This is a genomic window from Brachymonas sp. KE5 (assembly GCF_057773645.1).
On the sequence record NZ_CM173463.1, the window covers coordinates 392,501 to 411,445 of the forward strand.

Consider the following 18,945-nt stretch of genomic DNA (forward strand, 5'->3'; position numbering starts at 1 on the left):
TGGCAAAGATAGTCATGTTGTTAGCAAAACAGTCTGGAAAGGCTGGCCATAGCAGGTGATAGCCCTGTATGCGAAAACAGCGTGGTGGTACTAAGTTGCGAACAAGTAGGGCGGGACACGTGAAATCCTGTCTGAATATGGGGGGACCATCCTCCAAGGCTAAATACTCATCATCGACCGATAGTGAACCAGTACCGTGAGGGAAAGGCGAAAAGAACCCCGGGAGGGGAGTGAAATAGATCCTGAAACCGCATGCTTACAAAAAGTAGGAGCCCTTTGGGGTGACTGCGTACCTTTTGTATAATGGGTCAGCGACTTACATTCAGTGGCGAGGTTAACCGAATAGGGAAGCCGAAGAGAAATCGAGTCCGAATAGGGCGAACAGTCGCTGGGTGTAGACCCGAAACCAGGTGATCTATCCATGGCCAGGATGAAGGTGCCGTAACAGGTACTGGAGGTCCGAACCGACTAATGTTGCAAAATTAGCGGATGAGCTGTGGATAGGGGTGAAAGGCTAAACAAACCTGGAAATAGCTGGTTCTCTCCGAAAACTATTTAGGTAGTGCCTCAGGTATTACCTGCGGGGGTAGAGCACTGTTTTGGCTAGGGGGTCATGGCGACTTACCAAACCAAGGCAAACTCCGAATACCGCAGAGTACAGCCTGGGAGACAGAGCACCGGGTGCTAACGTCCGGACTCAAGAGGGAAACAACCCAGACCGCCAGCTAAGGTCCCTAAAATTGGCTAAGTGGGAAACGAAGTGGGAAGGCTAAAACAGTCAGGATGTTGGCTTAGAAGCAGCCATCATTTAAAGAAAGCGTAATAGCTCACTGATCGAGTCGTCCTGCGCGGAAGATGTAACGGGGCTAAGCCAGTTACCGAAGCTGCGGATGCACAGTTTACTGTGCGTGGTAGGAGAGCGTTCTGTAAGCCTGTGAAGGTGCGTTGTAAAGCGTGCTGGAGGTATCAGAAGTGCGAATGCTGACATGAGTAGCGTTAAAGCGGGTGAAAAGCCCGCTCGCCGTAAGCGCAAGGTTTCCTACGCAACGTTCATCGGCGTAGGGTGAGTCGGCCCCTAAGGCGAGGCAGAGATGCGTAGCTGATGGGAAACAGGTCAATATTCCTGTACCGATTGCAAGTGCGATGTGGGGACGAATCTTAATAGGTGATCCGGGTGTTGGATGTCCCGGTTTAGGCAGAAGTAGGCGTGCAGTAGGCAAATCCGCTGCACATATACCGAGGCTGCCGATCGAGCGAGCATGGCTTGCGAAGTCACTGAACGGGGTTCCAGGAAAAGCCACTAAGCTTCAGCTTGCAACGACCGTACCGCAAACCGACACTGGTGCGCGAGATGAGTATTCTAAGGCGCTTGAGAGAACTCTGGAGAAGGAACTCGGCAAATTGACACCGTAACTTCGGGAGAAGGTGTGCCCTAGTAGTGTGATGAGAGCATCTGAGCATGAACGGGTTGCAAAAAATTGGTGGCTGCGACTGTTTATTAAAAACACAGCACTCTGCAAACACGAAAGTGGACGTATAGGGTGTGACGCCTGCCCGGTGCTGGAAGATTAATTGATGGGGTGCAAGCTCTTGATCGAAGTCCCAGTAAACGGCGGCCGTAACTATAACGGTCCTAAGGTAGCGAAATTCCTTGTCGGGTAAGTTCCGACCTGCACGAATGGCGTAACGATGGCCACACTGTCTCCTCCAGAGACTCAGCGAAGTTGAAATGTTTGTGATGATGCAATCTCCCCGCGGAAAGACGGAAAGACCCCATGAACCTTTACTGTAGCTTTGTATTGGACTTTGAACGGATCTGTGTAGGATAGGTGGGAGGCTTTGAAGGCAGGATGCTAGTTCTGCTGGAGCCGACGTTGAAATACCACCCTGGTGCGTTTGAGGTTCTAACCTAGGTCCCTGAACCGGGACTGGGGACAGTGCATGGTAGGCAGTTTGACTGGGGCGGTCTCCTCCCAAAGCGTAACGGAGGAGTTCGAAGGTACGCTAGTTACGGTCGGACATCGTGACGATAGTGCAATGGCATAAGCGTGCTTAACTGCGAGACTGACAAGTCGAGCAGATGCGAAAGCAGGACATAGTGATCCGGTGGTTCTGTATGGAAGGGCCATCGCTCAACGGATAAAAGGTACTCTGGGGATAACAGGCTGATACCGCCCAAGAGTTCATATCGACGGCGGTGTTTGGCACCTCGATGTCGGCTCATCTCATCCTGGGGCTGTAGCCGGTCCCAAGGGTATGGCTGTTCGCCATTTAAAGAGGTACGTGAGCTGGGTTTAAAACGTCGTGAGACAGTTTGGTCCCTATCTTCCGTGGGCGCTGCAGATTTGAGGAAGCCTGCTCCTAGTACGAGAGGACCGGAGTGGACACACCTCTGGTGTACCTGTTGTCACGCCAGTGGCATCGCAGGGTAGCTAAGTGTGGAAGAGATAACCGCTGAAAGCATCTAAGCGGGAAACTCGTTTCAAGATGAGATCTGCCGGGGGCTTGACCCCCCTGAAGAGTCGTTCTAGACCAGGACGTTGATAGGCTGGATGTGGAAGTGCAGCAATGCATTAAGCTGACCAGTACTAATTGCTCGTGCGGCTTGACCCTATAACTTTGGCTGGAAGAGCCAAGGATGTTATGCCAGGCGCAATCAAGATAAAGAAGCTGATGGATGACTCTATGAATTCGCTGTGCTGCTCGAGCAGCAGCATGGCACCCCGTTAAAGCCTGATGACCATAGCGAGTTGGTCCCACTCCTTCCCATCCCGAACAGGACAGTGAAACGACTCAGCGCCGATGATAGTGCGGATTCCCGTGTGAAAGTAGGTCATCGTCAGGCTACTTACAGCCAGGAAAAGCGCCCCGTGAGCACGGGGCGCTTTTTTGTTTTTGAGGCCTGTCTGCATTGCAGCATCATGCAGATCAACTCTTTATCTTGTAGCCACGATTTCAAATTTGGGGAATCCGCTGGCAAGGCTGCTTTATTGCGCCCAACTTCTCCGCGCTCTCTCTGCATACGAATGCGGCTTGCTAGCAGAGCATCATGTCGCATTTGTTTGATGTTTTTCGTGTTCCATGATCGTTTTGCTTGCCTTCTCTTGAGGCGGTGCCAGTCTCTCGCAGCGCACGGCAATATCAGCTATATGGAAAAATGACGGACGCGCCCGCTGCTTAGCAAAAAGGGGAAAGCCTGAGCTTTCCCCTTGATTTGCGTACGTTAAACTATTTGTGGGCCTTTTCCGTTAAATACCTCCTTATCGTGTTACCAAGAAAATCCTGAGCGCAGAAGTTCGCGGCTCATGTCGGGGTGGCGAGGAACAACGGGCATTGCTTTTGCCCAGCTGCTTTCGTTGTTCACTGCGCTGTTGCTGTTGCTGTTGCTGTTGCTGGTGCTGGTGCTGGTGCTGGTGCTTTCGGGAGCTTCGTCGAGCATTTCCAATTGGAGGAGTTGATAGTTTCCAGCGTCCGTGTCGTTTTCAGGAGTGCATGTGCGGTACCAGTTGAAGCCGTGTGCTGCGGTGAGCCGGGCGGCCAGTGTTTCCACAATGAAGGTCAGTGTGGCGGGGCATTCCCAGCCATGCACGTTCTTCAGGTTCCTTGCCTCTACAAGGACCTTGTAGGTGGTGTCGCCGGTACGTTCAAAGTGGATCGTGGCATCAAGCAGGAAATCCTTCATGGCATCTGGCCGCATGATGTTCCGGATCTCGAGGCTGAAGTGCGAACTATCCAGGTTCTTGACTAGATCCCTCCATCCTCCTGCGGAGTTGTTGTTGGTTCTGGTGTCCGTGTGGCAGGCGGCGAGTGAGGCATCCATGGTGTGTAGGAAAAAAAATCTATCTGACTATTCGTAACCGGATGAATTACGAAGAGCAACTAATGCACCAATACGAAGAGTACAAAAGGACTCTTCGAAAATTGGATGTAGCATGGTACAAAGATTTTTTTTACAGAAAAATTACAACTATCACTATGCCTCGTGGCATTGTTGTAACATTTGTTTTCTTTTGATTGGATTGGTAAGTGTGGCAATGTGCACCTCCCCGAGGGGGATTGGGTGATGGACTCAGTAGTCCGCCCTGAAGATTCCCCAACCCGTTGACATGTCTAAGGTTTTTCCGGTTCATGGGGTACAGAATTTGCTGGAGAATGTGCTTCGGAGATTCGATTCCTTGCAAATCTCGACGGTGTTTCGAAGATGAAGCCACAGCCCACACTGCCTCAGACGCGCGAGTTGTTCCGCCCGCGTCTTGACGAGCAGCTCAACATGAAGCACCCGCTGGTGCGCCTGGCGGATCTGATGAATTGGGAAGAGATTGAACGCAGCTTCTCGGCCCATTTCACTTCCAGCCGGGGACGCCCGGCGCTGCCGCCCAGACTGGTGGCAGGGCTGCTGTACCTGCAGCATGCCAATGACGCATCGGATGAAGCCGTGGTCAACACCTGGCTGGAGAACCCGTACTGGCAGTTCTTCACTGGAGAGACCTACCTGCAGACCGAATTGCCGATTGACCCATCCAGTCTCACGCGCTGGCGCAAGCGCATTGGTGAAGAAGGCGTGGAAACGCTGCTGGCTGTCACGGTTGAGGCTGCGCATGCGGCAGGCCTGATCAAAAAGAGCAGCTTCGATCGCGTGATCGTGGACACCACCGTCATGCCCAAGGCGGTTGCGCACCCGACCGACAGCCGACTGCTGGAGACAAGCCGTCAACACCTGGTCAAGCTCGCTGCCAGCCATGCGCTCAAGCTGCGCCAGAACTACAACCGCCAGGCCCCGCGCATGGCTGCGCAGATTGGCCGCTATGCCCACGCCAAGCAGTACAAGCGCATGCGCAAGACGCTCAAGGCGTTGCGCACCCGTGTGGGCCGCGTGTACCGTGATGTGGAGCGACAACTGCACGCCTTGCCCGGGCATGCCCGAGACAAGGCTCAGGACTTGCTGCAGCGTGTGCAGCGCATTCTGACGCAAAAGACCAAAGACAAGAACAAGCTGTATGCCCTGCATGCTCCGGAGGTCGAATGCATCTCCAAGGGCAAGGCCAGAACGCCGTATGAATTCGCAGTGAAGGTGAGCACGGCCACGACGCTCAAGGAGGGCGTCGTGGTGGGCATGCGCAGCATGCCGGGCAACCCGTGGGATGGTCACACGCTGGCCGAAACCCTGGAGCAGGTAGGGATCCTGGCGGAACACAAACCCAAAACGGTCATCGTGGACAAGGGCTACCAGGGGGTACAGGTTGAAGGCGTGCAGATTCTGCGCTCAGGGCAGCGCCGGGGAGTGACACGGGCGATGAAGGCGATGATCAAGCGGCGCAGCGCGATCGAGCCGGCGTTCGGGCACATGAAAATGGATGGGCGGCTGGGGCGTAACCCTCTGAAGGGCGCGCTCGGCGATGCGTTGCATGCCGTGCTGTGTGGAGCCGGCCACAACATCCGGATGATCCTCAGGAAGCTGCGGCTTTTTTGTGCCCATATCGGGATGCCCCTCCAGGAGATGCTTGCCCTGCTGCGTCATGCAAACAGGGGCGAGAACCTCGTTGCTGCCTGAAAAGTGAATTGTTCAGGGTGGACTCAGTAGAGTGTCTTGCATCGGGAGGTTCCATGTCGCCTGCACGCGGAAGTTGCCTGGGTTTCCGTGCAGCACCACGCATCGGGCTTGCCATCAGCGGGAGGTTTCTGATTCACGCGGGATACTGCGTGGACGCCCCTCTTCATCGATTGCAACATAAGTGACCATGGCATCGGTCACTTTCAGATATCGTCCCTGATCACTGAAAGTTTCCGCGTAAACCTCCACGCAGATGGTGATGGATGTGTTGCCGATGCGTTGGACGGATGCATAGAACGAGAGGATGTCGCCGACACGTACCGGCTGCTTGAAGATGAATTCCTTGACGGCGACCGTTGCGGTTCGTCCGCGCGTTTTGCGGAAGGCGGCGATGGCGCCTGCGACGTCGACCTGCGCCATCACCCAGCCACCGAAGATATCTCCATTTGCGTTGCAATCTGCAGGCATAGGGACGACTTTGAGAACCAGTTCGTGTGTTTCGGTGGATTCCGGAAGACGGTCGAGGAATGGGCGGTTGGAGGGGGTATTGCGGGCAAATCCCGGCTTGTTGAGGGTCGGGAGGACGTTGGGATGTTGTTCTGTGTTCATGAGCGGCTTTCCTGTGTATTAGGGTGATTGTGCATTGAGGCAGAGCACAGTGGAAGTTTGCGGCGCGAATAGTCTGCCGGCTCTCGATGCCGCGCTTGCACATCGTTCGCATCACTGAATTCGGCGATGCATAGGCGCGATGGAGCATCGTTAGGCTATGCTGGCAGGAATGGTAATGGCTGGCAGCACATGCAGGGAGTGGTGGACATGCGGGGAATGGCGCGAGGAGGGTATGAGGAGGGGGCTTCGGTGCGGCCTGTGAAGCGCAATGACTGGAATACCCTCAAGCGCCTGATCCCCTATCTGTGGGAGTACCGCTGGCGGGTGCTGCTGGCCTTGCTGCTGATGGTCGGGGCTAAGCTGGCGAATATCGGTGTGCCGCTGTTGTTGAAGCAGTTGGTGGACGCGATGAATGTGAAGCCGGGGAGCGCACAGGCCCTGCTGGTGGTGCCGGTGGGCCTGTTGCTGGCCTATGGCTTGTTGCGGCTGGCGACTTCGGTGTTTACGGAGTTGCGCGAGCTGGTGTTTTCCAAGGCGACCGAGGGGGCGGCGCGCAGCATCGCCTTGCGCGTATTCCGGCATCTGCATAGCCTGAGCCTGCGCTTTCATCTGGAGCGGCAGACCGGGGGCATGACGCGGGATATCGAGCGCGGAACGCGCGCCGTGCATTCGCTGGTGTCGTTTTCGCTGTACAGCATTCTGCCTACGCTGATCGAGGTCAGCCTGGTGCTGGGGATTCTGGCGGTGAAATTCGATGCCGGGTTCGCCGTGATTACGGGCGTGGCGCTGGTGGCGTATATCGCCTTTACCGTGACTGTGACGGAGTGGCGTACGGAATTGCGGCGCGAGATGAACCGGCTGGATTCCGTTGCGCACAGCCGGGCGGTGGATGCCTTGCTCAACTACGAAACCGTCAAGTATTTCAACAACGAGGGTTACGAAGCGCGGCGCTACGACGCCCGCCTGCAGGAGTATCGCAAGGCGGCGATCAAGAGCCAGAGCACATTGAGCTTGCTCAACAGCGGACAGCAGCTGATCATTGCCACCGCGCTGGTGGCGATGCTGTGGCGAGCCACGCAGGGGGTGGCCGACGGGCGGCTGACGATTGGCGATCTGGTGATGATCAATGCGTTCATGATCCAGCTGTATATTCCGCTGAATTTCCTGGGGGTGCTGTATCGCGAGATCAAGCAGAGCCTGACGGATCTGGACAAGATGTTCACGCTGGTGGATATGCCAAGGGAAATCGAGGATCGAGCGGATGCGGCGCGGCTACGAATCGATCACGGCCTGCCGGCAATTCGTTTCGAGGATGTATCGTTTGCCTATGATCCGGCGCGCCCGATCCTGCATCAGGTGAGCTTTGAGGTGCCGCCAGGCAAGACGGTGGCGGTGGTGGGGCCGTCGGGGGCAGGAAAGTCGACGCTGGCGCGCTTGTTGTATCGCTTCTATGACGTGCAGCAGGGCAGGATCAGTATCGATGGGCAGGATATCCGGGATGTGACTCAGGACAGCTTGCGACGCGCCATCGGCATCGTGCCGCAGGACACGGTGCTGTTCAACGACACGGTGGCGTACAACATCGGCTACGGCGATACGGATGCCGATCAGGAAGCGATCGTGCGGGCGGCCAAGGCGGCCCGGATCCACGATTTCATCGAGCGCACGCCCAAGGGCTATGCCACGATGGTGGGGGAACGCGGGCTGAAGCTTTCCGGCGGGGAGAAGCAGCGGGTGGCAATTGCGCGGGCGCTGCTGAAGAATCCGCCCATCATGGTGCTGGATGAGGCGACTTCGGCACTGGATTCCGCCACGGAGCGCGCGATCCAGGCCGAGCTGCGGCAGGTGGCCGACAACAAGACGACGCTGGTGATTGCCCACCGGCTCTCCACGGTGGTGGATGCGCACGAGATTCTGGTGCTGGATCATGGGCGGGTGGTGGAGCGTGGCACGCATGCACAGCTGCTGGCCCGGCAGGGGCAGTATGCGGAGATGTGGGCGCTGCAGCAAAGCAGGGACTTTGCGGATTCTTTTTCAGCAAGTGGCTCTTCACAATAGAAACGGCATGACTTGCTGTTAAGGTGTTGGCGTGTGCGCCCGAAGGCCGGACTGGGGCTGATGGCGCGCCGGAACGTGATTTTCTTGCCGAGGAGTACGGCAATCCGCATGGAGTCAGGGTAAACCTGTACGTTCGTTCGGAAGGTTTGCGCTCTAATCGGTCCCTCTAATTCTTTCCTGACAGGAGTATGACTATGCGCACTCAATTGATGGCTGTCGCTGGCGCGGCAATGCTGGTTCTGGCTGGTTGCGGACAGAAGGATGCGGGCACTTCCGCTCCGGCGTCGGCGGCTGCTGATGCGGGTTCTGCAGCGGCTGCGGCACCTGCTCGCGCGCTTGATACACTGGGCAAGATCAAGTCCAGCGGCGTGGTGAATCTGGGCGTGCGCGAGTCGTCCGGCCTGGGCTATACGCTGGGCAATGGCAAGTACGTGGGCTTCCACACCGAGATGGCCGAGCGCATCGTGGATGACCTCAAGAAGGAGCTGGGCACCGAAGTCAAGATCAACTACCAGCCGATCACTTCGCAGAACCGCATTCCGCTGCTGCAGAACGGCACCATCGACTTCGAGTGCGGCTCCACCACCAATAACTTGGCGCGCCAGAAGGACGTGGATTTTGCCGTGACCACCTACGTGGAGGAGGTGCGCATCGCCACCAAGGCCAACTCCGGCATCAAGGGCATTGCCGACCTGAAGGGCAAGACGGTGGTGACGACGACCGGTACCACTTCCGTGCAGACGCTGCGCAAGAATGACCGTGCGCAGGGCCTGGACTTCAAGGAAGTGATGGGCAAGGATCATGCCGACAGTTTCCTGATGCTGGAGTCCGGCCGTGCAGATGCCTTCGTGATGGATGGCTCCATTCTGGCGGCCAATATCGCCAAGTCCAAGAGCCCGAAGGATTTCGTGCTGGTGGGTGACGCCCTGTCGGTGGAGCCGATCGCGTGCATGCTGCCCAAGGGTGACACCAAGTTCAAGGAGGCCGTGGACAACAGCATCAAGCGCCAGATTGCCGATGGTTCGCTGGCCAAGCTTTATGACCGCTGGTTCCTGCAGCCGATTCCGCCGGCCAACGTGACGATCGGCCTGCCGCTGTCGCAGAGCACCAAGGATGCCTGGGCCAATCCGAACAACAAGCCGATGGAAGATTACGCCAAGAAGTAAACCTTCCGGCCGGGCCTGTACCTGAGGGCAGGAGCAGGCCTCCCGGGAGATCGGGAGGCTGGCTTCTGCCCCCAATGTTTTCCGGGGATGGACATCAGAACAAGAACATGGACAAGGAGTGGCCATGATTGGGAATCTGGATTGGGCGGTGTTCTGCAAGGACATCGTCACGGGCGACCCGATAGCGGGCTGTCTGGGGAGCGGGCGCGACATCAGCTATTTGAACTGGCTGTTTTCGGCCTGGGGGTGGACGGTCGGCGTTTCGGTGACGGCGCTGCTGGTGGCGCTGGTGATGGGGTCCATCATCGGGGTGCTGCGCACCTTGCCGGATTCGCCCTGGCTGGTGCGCTTCGGCAACGCCTGGGTGGAGTGGTTCCGCAACATTCCGCTGCTGGTGCAGATTTTCCTGTGGTACCACGTGCTGCCGGCGCTGGTGCCGCTGGCCAAGAACCTGCCGCCGTTCATTCTGGTGGTGATGGCGCTGGGCCTGTTTACCTCGGCGCGGATTGCCGAGCAGGTGCGCTCGGGCATCCAGGCGCTGCCGAAGGGGCAGCGTTACGCCGGCATGGCGCTGGGGTTTACCACGCCGCAGTATTACCGCTATGTGCTGCTGCCCATGGCCTATCGCATCATCATTCCGCCGCTCACGAGCGAGTCGATGAACATCTTCAAGAACTCGGCGGCGGCGTTTGCGGTGTCGATTCCGGAGCTGACGCAGTTTGCCCTGCAGGCGGGTGAGGAAACGGCGCGCCTGATTGAGGTCTATGTGGCGGTGACGATTCTGTACGTGATTTCTGCGCTGGCCATCAACCGCATCATGGCCACGATCGAGAAGAAGGTGCGCGTGCCCGGCTTTGTCGCTTCGGGTAGCGGGGGAGGGCACTGATCATGAATCTGAGCTTCTCTTTCCTCGATGCCGAGTTTTTCGGCAACTATATTCTCAAGGGCTTGCAGTTCAGCATTCTGCTGACGGTGCTGGCGACCATTGGCGGCATTCTGTTCGGGACCGTGCTGGCGCTGATGCGCCTGTCGGGCAAGAAATGGCTGGATGCGCCGGCTGCGTTCTACGTGAACGGCATGCGCTCGATTCCGCTGGTGATGGTGATCCTGTGGTTCTTTCTGCTGGTGCCGATGGTGATCGGCCGTTCGATCGGCGCCGAGTATTCGGCCATCATCACCTTCATTGCATTCGAGGCGGCCTATTTCAGCGAGATTGTGCGTGCCGGCATCCAGTCGATTCCGCGCGGGCAGGTGTTTGCCGGGCAGGCGCTGGGCATGAGCTACGCCCAGAACATGCGACTGGTGATTCTGCCGCAGGCCTTCCGCAACATGCTGCCGGTGTTCCTGACGCAGACCATCATCCTGTTCCAGGATACGTCGCTGGTGTACGCTATCGGCGCCTACGATCTGCTCAAGGGTTTTGAAACCGCGGGCAAGAACTATGGCCGCACGACAGAAACCTATCTGATGGCGGCGGTGATGTATTTTGTGATCTGCATCAGCCTGTCCTGGGCGGTGAAGCGCTTGAACAAGAAGATTGCGATTATTCGCTGAAAGTGGAGATAGTCAAAAATGTCCGAACACATGATTCAAATCAAGAACGTCTCCAAGTGGTATGGTCCGGTACAGGTGCTGCAGGACTGCAACGTGAATATCAACAAGGGCGATGTGGTGGTGGTGTGCGGCCCGTCCGGCTCGGGCAAATCCACGCTGATCAAGACCGTCAATGGCCTGGAGCCGATCCAGAAGGGCGAGATCATCGTCAATGGCACGTCGCTGACCGACTCCAGGACCAATCTGCCCAAGTTGCGTAGCCAGGTGGGCATGGTGTTCCAGCACTTCGAGTTGTTTCCGCACCTGAGCGTGACCGAGAACCTGACGATTGCGCAGGTGAAGGTGCTGGGCCGCAGCGTGGATGAAGCGAAGACGCGCGGCCTGAAGATGCTGGATCGCGTGGGCCTGATGGCGCACAAGGACAAGTTTCCGGGGCAGCTGTCCGGTGGCCAGCAGCAGCGCGTGGCGATTGCGCGTGCGCTGAGCATGGACCCGGTGGTGATGCTGTTCGATGAGCCGACCTCCGCGCTGGATCCTGAAATGGTGGGCGAGGTGCTGGACGTGATGGTCAACCTGGCCAAGGAAGGCATGACCATGATGGTGGTGACGCACGAGATGGGCTTTGCGCGCAAGGTGGCCAACCGCGTGATCTTCATCGATGTGGGCGGCAAGATCCTGGAGGATTGCAGCAAGGAAGAGTTCTTCGGCAATCCGGAAGCGCGTCAGCCGCGCACCAAGGATTTCCTGAACAAGATCCTGCAGCACTGAGACAGAGGAGTGCGCGGGGGTGCAGTAGATGCGAAAATGGCAGGATGAGCACTCCCACCACCCTGACCATTACCCGACCCGATGACTGGCACCTGCATGTGCGCGATGGTGCCCCGCTAAGTACCGTGGTGCCGCATACTGCGGCTCAGTTCGGCCGCGCCATCATCATGCCCAACCTGAAGCCGCCGGTGACCACGGCGGAGCAGGCGCTGGAGTACAAGCAGCGCATCCAGGCCGCCGTGCCGGCCGGTGTGAGCTTCGAGCCGCTGATGACGCTGTACCTGACCGACAACACGCCGCCCGAGGAAGTGGCGCGCGCCAAGGCTGCGGGTGTGGTGGCTTTCAAGCTGTATCCGGCCGGTGCCACCACCAACAGCGATGCCGGCGTGACGGACATCCGCAAGACGTATGCCACGCTGGAGGCGATGCAGCGCGAAGGCATCCTGCTGCTGGTGCATGGCGAGGTGACGGATCCGGCCATCGACATCTTTGATCGCGAAGCGGTGTTCATCGAGCAGGTGATGCAGCCGCTGCGCCGTGATTTTCCGGAGTTGAAGGTGGTGTTCGAGCACATCACCACCAAGGATGCGGCGCAGTATGTGGTGCAGGCGGGGGCATTTACCGCCGCCACCATCACCGCGCACCACCTGCTGTACAACCGCAATGCGATCTTTACTGGCGGCATTCGTCCGCATTACTACTGCCTGCCGGTGCTCAAGCGCGAGGTGCATCGCCTGGCGTTGGTGGAGGCGGCGACGGGGGGTAGTGACCGTTTTTTCCTGGGGACCGACAGCGCGCCGCATGCCGCACACCTGAAGGAGCATGCCACGGGCTGCGCCGGCTGCTATACCGCGCATGCTGCGATGGAGCTGTATGCCGAGGCGTTCGAGGCAGCGGGTGCGCTGGACAGGCTGGAAGCGTTTGCCAGCTTCAACGGCCCTGCGTTCTACGGCCTGCCGCGCAACCAGGGCAGCATCACCCTGCGCAAGGAAAGCTGGACCACGCCAGAAAGCTACGCCTACGGCGAGGCGGAACTCAAGCCGCTGCGTGGAGGCGAGGAACTGGGCTGGCGGCTGGTGAAGGGCAGTTAAGAGCATTGCGCGATGGTGTTGCCAACCCTCTTGCCGGACTGGGAAGCAGGCTGGCACCGCCCCCTGCTGCCGCTGGGCCGGCGGGTGATGCAGCATTGGCAGCAGACGGGTGACCTCAGTGCCGCGCTCAACGCCTGCAACGGGCCGGCGGGCGTGCGCTTCGTGCCGCAGGAGCGGTTGCCCGAGGGCGTGGCCTACGAGCAGTTCATCTACGACACGCGCCAGGTGCCGACGCGCAGCAACTGGCACGATTTCTTCAACGGCCTGATGTGGCTGCATTTTCCGCTTACCAAGCTGCGCCTCAATGCGCTGCAGGGAGAGGAACTGGCGCGACTGGGCGGTGTGGGCGCTACGCGCGGGCCGGTGCGCGACGCGCTGACCCTGTTCGACGAAAACGTGGCGCTGTTGCAGGCGCCGGATGCGCTGTGGGAAGCGCTGGCCTGGAAGCGCTGGGACGAGGTGTTCGGTTCCCTGCGCGCGCTCTGGGCCGAGAGCCGTCTGGTGCTGTTTGGGCATGCCGCGCTCGAGCAGCTGGTGCAGCCCTTCAAGGGCATTACGGCGCATGTCTACCGCGTGCCGTCCCAGGCGGGCTCTTGCGGGGACGGGCCGGACGGAGCCGTGCACTGGGATGCCTGGCTGGCCGGGGCGCTCACGGCAGACCATTTGCGCAGCAAGCCGTTTGTGCACCTGCCGGTGCTGGGGGTGCCGGGCTGGTGGGCGGCCAATGCCGAGCCGGATTTCTACCGGGACACCAGCGTGTTCCGTCCGCTGCGCCGTCTGCCCAGCGTGCTGCAGGCCTGAGCGCATCGGCGAATTTCTGCCTCGATTCGTGCGGGAATTGGCGCACCCATGCTTGAATTTGACCCGGCTGCCCCTACCATGCGCATTGTCTTTGTCAGGCGGATTGTCCGTCTGGCGGGGCGACTGACTTTCTGAAGGACGCCATGAAACGCATTTTCCTGTTCCTGCTGACCAACGTGGCCGTGGTGGCGGTGCTGGGCATCGTGACCAATCTGCTGGGGGTGAATCACTACCTGACGGCCAACGGCATCAACTACACCAGCCTGCTGGTGTATGCCTTCGTGATCGGCTTCACCGGCGCCATCATCTCGCTGCTGATGAGCAAGACCATGGCCAAGACCAGCATGGGCCTGCACATGATCGACCAGCCGCGCAACGCGGACGAGGCCTGGATCGTGGAGACGGTGCGTAAGCTGGCGACCACGGCGAAGATCGGCATGCCGGAGGTGGGCATTTACGATGGCGAGCCGAATGCCTTTGCCACGGGTGCGTTCAAGAACTCGGCGCTGGTGGGCGTGTCCACCGGCCTGCTGCAGGGCATGACGCGCGACGAGGTCGAGGCGGTGCTGGCCCACGAAGTGGCGCACATTGCCAATGGCGACATGGTCACCATGACGCTGATCCAGGGCGTGATGAACACCTTCGTGGTGTTCCTGAGCCGCGTGATCGGTTCGCTGGTGGACGGTTTCCTGCGCCGTGGGGATGACAACTCCGGCCCGGGGATCGGCTACATGATCACCACCATGGTGCTGGATCTGGTACTGGGCTTCCTGGCCGCCATCATCGTGGCCTGGTTCAGCCGCCAGCGTGAATTCCGCGCCGATGCCGGCTCCGCCCAGCTGATGGGGCAGCGCCAGCCGATGATCAATGCATTGCATCGTCTGGGCGGCATGCATCCGGGCGAACTGCCGAAGAGCATGCAGGCCTTCGGCATTACCGGTGGTTTGGGCAAGCTGTTCTCTACCCACCCGCCGCTGGAGGAGCGTATTGCGCGTCTGCAGCAGGGCTGATCGTGGAGGGCACCGCTTCTCCGGCGCCCGACAGGATCCAGGAAAAACCCGTCTGGTTCAATCCAGACGGGTTTTCTGTTTGTACGCGAGTCTTCGGAGTGGGTACCGTGGCGTTGCTTGCCGGCCCGTGCATCGTGCACGAGCCGAGGCGGCATGCACCGCCAGCGCATCCTGAGTGACCCTCAGGCCGGCAGGAACCCTTCGATTGACAGATAGCGCTCGCCGGTGTCGTAGTTGATGCCCAGCACGCGGGCGTTGTCGGGCAGTTCGGGCAGTTTCTGCGCAATGGCGGCCAGCGTGGCGCCGCTGCTGATGCCGACCAGCAGGCCTTCCTGCGTGGCGGAGCGGCGCGCGTAGTCCATGGCAGCGGGGCCTTCGATCTGGATCACGCCGTCAAGCAGGCTGGTGTCCAGGTTCTTCGGGATGAAACCGGCGCCGATGCCCTGGATCGGATGCGGGCCGGGCTGGCCGCCGCTGATCACGGGTGACAGCGTGGGTTCGACCGCATACACCTTGAGTTGGGGCCACTTGGCCTTGAGCACGCGCGCCACGCCGGTGATGTGGCCACCGGTACCCACGCCGGTGATCAGCACATCCAGGCCTTCGGGGAAGTCGGCGGCGATCTCCTCGGCCGTGGTGCGCGCATGCACTTCGGGATTGGCGGCATTGTCGAACTGCTGGGGAATCCAGGCACCGGGCGTCTGTGCAGCCAGTTCCTCGGCGCGGGCGATGGCGCCTTTCATGCCTTTTTCCTTGGGCGTCAGGTCGAAACTGGCGCCGTAGGCCAGCATCAGGCGGCGGCGCTCGACGCTCATGCTCTCGGGCATCACCAGGATCAGCTTGTAGCCTTTCACGGCCGCGACCATGGCAAGGCCGACACCGGTGTTGCCGGAGGTGGGCTCGATGATGGTGGCGCCAGGCTTGAGTTGGCCGGATTGTTCGGCGGCCTCGATCATGGACAGGGCAATGCGGTCCTTGATGCTGCCGCCGGGGTTGAAACGCTCGGCCTTGATCCACACCTCCTGATTGCCCGGGAACAGGCGGCTGTAGCGGATGTGCGGCGTGCGGCCGATGGTGTCGAGAACGGAACTGGCTTTCATGTTGGGTCCTTTCTGGGGCAGTCCACCGCCAGGAGCCGGTGGAGTTGTTCTTGGGAATGCTGGCATTGTGCCGGTTCTTTTATTACTTTTCATTATGAAATTACGCGCCAATATCCATGCGCTTTTCGCCTTTTCCCTCTATTGCGCAGGGATATTCGCGCAGGCAGAATGAAGCGCATGACACAGACTTCGCCAAGCCCGGTGCCGCCCGATCTGGCTGCCGAACGGGCACAGGAAAAGGCGCGCCAGTTGCGGCGCATGAAGGCCATTGCCCTGGGGGCCTTGCTGCTGGCTGTGGCCCTGCTCGCGCTCAGCCACTATTTCGGGCGGCAGGGCGCCTGGGCCTGGGTCGGTGCATTTGCCGAGGCAGCCACCGTGGGTGCGCTGGCGGACTGGTTTGCCGTGGTGGCGCTGTTCCGTCATCCCATGGGCCTGCCGATTCCACATACGGCCATCATTCCGCGCAACCAGCAGCGCATTGCCGACAATCTGGCGCATTTCGTGCGCGACAAGTTTCTGGACAAGGCGGTGCTGCTGCCGCGGATTGCAGCGTTCAATCCAGCGCAGCGCATCGGCGAGTACCTGAGCCAGCCGGAACGCGTCGCCTATCTGGCGACGCAGCTGCGCAGCTGGGCGCGCCAGTCGCTGGCGGCGCTGGACGACCCTGCCATCGAGCGCGACCTGCTGGCCATCGTCAAACGCCAGCTGCATGACTGGAATGCCGCGCCAACCGCCGCGCAACTGATGCAGCTGCTGACCCATGGCCAGCATCACCAGCGCGTGCTGAATGCGGGATTGGTCAAGGTGGCCGAGTGGGTGAGCGCACCCGAAATCCGTGGCCTGATCTCCGACAAGATGATGGCCATGGCGCGACGCGAATATCCCAAGATGACCTGGTTCACCGACAAGCTGGACCGTACCGAGGAAATCGCCGATCGCCTGGCGGACAAGCTGGCGCAGGCGCTGATCGACGAGGTGGTGGTGGTGTTGAGCGATCCCGAGCATCCGCTGCGCCTGCGTTACGGCGAGGATGTGGCCCGCATGATGGAGCGCCTGCAGGACGAGCCCGAACTGCAGCAGAAGGTGCAGCAGTTGAAGACGCAGTTGCTGCTGCATCCTGCGCTGCAGGGCTATGTGCAGCAACTGTGGGCGCGCCTGCGTGCCTGGCTGCAGCAGGATCTGGACAGCGAGGACTCGGTGATCGCACGCCATTTCGTCCGGTATGCGCAGCAGCTGGGCGAGCGACTGCGCGATGATCCGGTCTGGCAGGATGCGGCCAACGACCAGCTGCGCATCGCCGTGGAGCATGTGGCCGACCAGTTGCGCGACATCGCTCCCGAGCATATCCGCCGCACGGTGCAGGAATGGGATGCGCGCTACATGGTGCAGGAGATCGAGCGCAGCGTGGGGCGTGATCTGCAGTTCATCCGGCTGAACGGCACGGTGATCGGCGGGTTGGCGGGTGTGGTGCTGTATGCGCTGTTCCGCTACGGGCCGGGGCTGGCTGGCTAGCGGATCAGTGCCACCAGCCGGCATGCAGGCCGGAGGCGTGCACCAGCGTGAGCACGGCCACGCTGCAGGCGGCAGCCACCAGATCATCGAACAGGATGCCCCAGCCACCGCGCCAGCCAAAGCCCTTGAAGCGCTGGTCGGCGCAGCGCACCGGTGGCGGCTTGGCGGCGTCGAAGAAGCGGAATACGGCAAAGGCAAGCGCCTGCCAGATCCAGGCGGCGGTGCTGAAGGGCTCGAGTGCCAGCGCCGGCTGCAGGATCCAGAGCACACCCCAGAATGCCACTACCTCATCCCACACGATGCTGCCGGGGTCTGCCACGCCCATGTTGCGCGCGGTGACCGTGCAGGCCCACCACCCCAGCGGGATGCCGAGCAGCACCAGCCAGCCGAGCGCCGCATGCGGCAGTACCAACTGCAGCAGCAGCCAGGCCGCCCAGGCCCAGAGCGTGCCTGCCGTGCCTGGCGCCTTCGGGCTCAGGCCGGAGCCGAAACCCAGCGCAATCCAGTGCGCAGGATGACGCAGCAGGAACGAGAGGGTGGGGCGGACTGGAGCAAGAGGTGTGGTGGACATGGCGTGGATTGTCGCAGAGCGGTAGCTCCATGAGAGACCATGAGGGGGGAATGACGCAAACCCTTCGGAAGGAATTGATGGTGCCGGTGTCAGGCCCTCAACCGAAATGGTCGAACGCCCTGGCGGCCAGGGAGTGTTGCCTGCCACCCAGATCGACAAAGCGCAGGCCCGCGTCGGTTTCCATGCGTCCGATGCGGCTGGCGCATAGCCCGCAGCGGGCCGCGGCAGCCGCGACGGCATCGCGCCGGTCCCGTGGAGCCGTAAAGACCAGTTCGTAGTCATCCCCGCCGGCCAGCGCCATCTGCAGGGCGACGTCATTCCCCAGCGTGCGCAGCGCCGGGCTGCAGGCATGCAGCAGGCCGTCCGCGCCATCCAGCGCCTGGAGCGTGGCACCCAGGCCCGAGGCCTGCATGATGTGCCCCAGGTCGCCAGTCAGTCCGTCACTCAGGTCGGCGCAGGCGCTGGCGATGCCGCGCAGCGCCAGTCCCAGGGCGATGCGGGGCTGGGGCAGCTCCAGCCGCACCCGCGTCATGTGCAGCAGGTGGTGGCGCATGCGGGGTTCGAGCGTCTGCAGGATGGCGGCAGCGGGGGGTGTGTCTCCGCGCGCCAGCTGCTGCAGTTGCAGCGCCAGGCGCGCGTCACCCAGCCCTTGCAGCGGCGCATGGCTGGCGTAGATGTCGTCGCCGGCGCTGGCGCCACTGCGCAGATGCGCGCTGCCCGGCGGCACGCTGCCAAACACCGTCAGGCTGAGGGTGAGCGGCCCGCGCGTGGTATCGCCGCCCACCAGTTCACAGCCATGGGCATCGGCCAGGGCGAACAAGCCGCTGGCAAAGGCCTCCAGCCAGGCATCGTCCACCGCCGGCAAGGCAATCGCCAGCGTGGCACCCAGCGGCTGCGCGCCGCAGGCGGCCAGGTCGCTCAGGTTCACGGCCAGGGCCTTGTGGCCCAGTGCGGCCGGATCCACGTCCTCGAAAAAATGCCGGCCGGCCACCAGCATGTCGGTGGAGATGGCCAGCTGCTCATCCGGCAAGGGGGCCAGCAGGGCGCAGTCATCCCCGATGCCGACCGTGGCATGGCGCAAGGGCGAAGGGCGGCGGAAATGGCGGTCGATCAGGGCGAATTCGCCGGAGCTGGAGGAGGCAGACATGGACAGG

At 60.6% G+C, this 18,945-nt stretch carries 16 protein-coding genes and 2 rRNA genes (1 of these 18 running past the window's edge); 13 read left to right on the top strand and 5 right to left on the bottom strand.

The genetic code is table 11. The annotated features are described in order from the left end of the window. Positions 1 to 2,613, top strand: a 23S ribosomal RNA gene (locus tag ACX36O_RS01880) (it extends 262 nt beyond the left edge of the window). Between the two features lie 119 nt (positions 2,614 to 2,732). After that, a 5S ribosomal RNA gene (gene rrf / locus ACX36O_RS01885) occupies positions 2,733 to 2,845 on the top strand. Between the two features lie 423 nt (positions 2,846 to 3,268). Here the strand turns inward: rrf and ACX36O_RS01890 are convergent. Then, the gene (locus ACX36O_RS01890; RefSeq protein ID WP_371698540.1) at positions 3,269 to 3,820 is read right to left on the bottom strand and encodes a hypothetical protein; all 552 of its coding nucleotides are present in this window, start codon (positions 3,818 to 3,820) and stop codon (positions 3,269 to 3,271) included. Between the two features lie 381 nt (positions 3,821 to 4,201). Between ACX36O_RS01890 and ACX36O_RS01895 the strand changes: the two genes are divergently transcribed. Then, positions 4,202 to 5,551, top strand: coding sequence for an IS5 family transposase (locus ACX36O_RS01895; RefSeq protein WP_488359991.1), 1,350 nt, complete (start codon positions 4,202 to 4,204; stop codon positions 5,549 to 5,551). 114 nt (positions 5,552 to 5,665) lie between these two features. Here the strand turns inward: ACX36O_RS01895 and ACX36O_RS01900 are convergent, their stop codons facing one another. After that, positions 5,666 to 6,160, bottom strand: coding sequence for an acyl-CoA thioesterase (locus ACX36O_RS01900; RefSeq protein WP_213358638.1), 495 nt, complete (start codon positions 6,158 to 6,160; stop codon positions 5,666 to 5,668). A 216-nt stretch (positions 6,161 to 6,376) separates the two neighbouring features. Here ACX36O_RS01900 and ACX36O_RS01905 point away from each other — a divergent pair, with 216 nt between their 5' ends. From ACX36O_RS01905 to htpX, 8 genes are all read left to right on the top strand, one after another. Beyond that, positions 6,377 to 8,218, top strand: coding sequence for an ABCB family ABC transporter ATP-binding protein/permease (locus ACX36O_RS01905; RefSeq protein ID WP_371686580.1), 1,842 nt, complete (start codon positions 6,377 to 6,379; stop codon positions 8,216 to 8,218). Positions 8,219 to 8,448: 230 nt separating this feature from the next. Beyond that, a complete protein-coding gene (locus ACX36O_RS01910; RefSeq protein ID WP_371686579.1) occupies positions 8,449 to 9,384 on the top strand; it encodes an amino acid ABC transporter substrate-binding protein in 936 nt (311 codons plus the stop codon). Positions 9,385 to 9,508: 124 nt separating this feature from the next. Beyond that, on the top strand, positions 9,509 to 10,270 hold the full coding sequence (locus ACX36O_RS01915) for an amino acid ABC transporter permease (protein WP_213358642.1): 762 nt from the start codon (positions 9,509 to 9,511) through the stop codon (positions 10,268 to 10,270). A gap of 2 nt (positions 10,271 to 10,272) precedes the next feature. Beyond that, entirely contained in the window at positions 10,273 to 10,938 is a 666-nt protein-coding gene (locus ACX36O_RS01920; protein WP_213358644.1) for an amino acid ABC transporter permease, read from the top strand. Positions 10,939 to 10,968: 30 nt separating this feature from the next. After that, positions 10,969 to 11,706 carry an amino acid ABC transporter ATP-binding protein gene (locus tag ACX36O_RS01925; RefSeq protein ID WP_213358646.1) on the top strand — a complete coding sequence of 246 codons (738 nt, stop codon included), beginning with the start codon at positions 10,969 to 10,971 and terminating at the stop codon, positions 11,704 to 11,706. A gap of 44 nt (positions 11,707 to 11,750) precedes the next feature. Further along, positions 11,751 to 12,797, top strand: coding sequence for a dihydroorotase (gene pyrC / locus ACX36O_RS01930; protein WP_213358648.1), 1,047 nt, complete (start codon positions 11,751 to 11,753; stop codon positions 12,795 to 12,797). Between the two features lie 12 nt (positions 12,798 to 12,809). Beyond that, on the top strand, positions 12,810 to 13,598 hold the full coding sequence (locus ACX36O_RS01935; RefSeq protein WP_250130943.1) for a DUF3025 domain-containing protein: 789 nt from the start codon (positions 12,810 to 12,812) through the stop codon (positions 13,596 to 13,598). A gap of 143 nt (positions 13,599 to 13,741) precedes the next feature. Next, positions 13,742 to 14,608, top strand: coding sequence for a protease HtpX (htpX, locus tag ACX36O_RS01940; RefSeq protein ID WP_213358650.1), 867 nt, complete (start codon positions 13,742 to 13,744; stop codon positions 14,606 to 14,608). A gap of 182 nt (positions 14,609 to 14,790) precedes the next feature. On the opposite strand, the gene cysK is transcribed toward htpX, so the two are convergent. Beyond that, positions 14,791 to 15,708 (bottom strand): cysteine synthase A, encoded by a 918-nt coding sequence (gene cysK / locus ACX36O_RS01945; protein ID WP_213358652.1) that lies wholly within the window; start codon positions 15,706 to 15,708, stop codon positions 14,791 to 14,793. Here cysK and ACX36O_RS01950 point away from each other — a divergent pair. Then, positions 15,707 to 15,880 (top strand): hypothetical protein, encoded by a 174-nt coding sequence (locus tag ACX36O_RS01950; RefSeq protein WP_213358654.1) that lies wholly within the window; start codon positions 15,707 to 15,709, stop codon positions 15,878 to 15,880. The two genes, cysK and ACX36O_RS01950, sit on opposite strands and share 2 nt — an antisense overlap. A 5-nt stretch (positions 15,881 to 15,885) precedes the next feature. After that, positions 15,886 to 17,220 carry a DUF445 domain-containing protein gene (locus ACX36O_RS01955; RefSeq protein ID WP_488359992.1) on the top strand — a complete coding sequence of 445 codons (1,335 nt, stop codon included), beginning with the start codon at positions 15,886 to 15,888 and terminating at the stop codon, positions 17,218 to 17,220. Positions 17,221 to 17,224: 4 nt separating this feature from the next. Here ACX36O_RS01955 and ACX36O_RS01960 read toward each other — a convergent pair whose 3' ends face one another. After that, positions 17,225 to 17,791, bottom strand: a complete 567-nt coding sequence (locus ACX36O_RS01960) for a phosphatidylglycerophosphatase A family protein (protein ID WP_213358657.1) — start codon at positions 17,789 to 17,791, stop codon at positions 17,225 to 17,227. 97 nt (positions 17,792 to 17,888) lie between these two features. Then, positions 17,889 to 18,938: a thiamine-phosphate kinase gene (gene thiL / locus ACX36O_RS01965; protein WP_371686573.1), complete on the bottom strand. Its 1,050-nt coding sequence runs from the start codon at positions 18,936 to 18,938 to the stop codon at positions 17,889 to 17,891. Positions 18,939 to 18,945 lie beyond the last annotated feature (7 nt).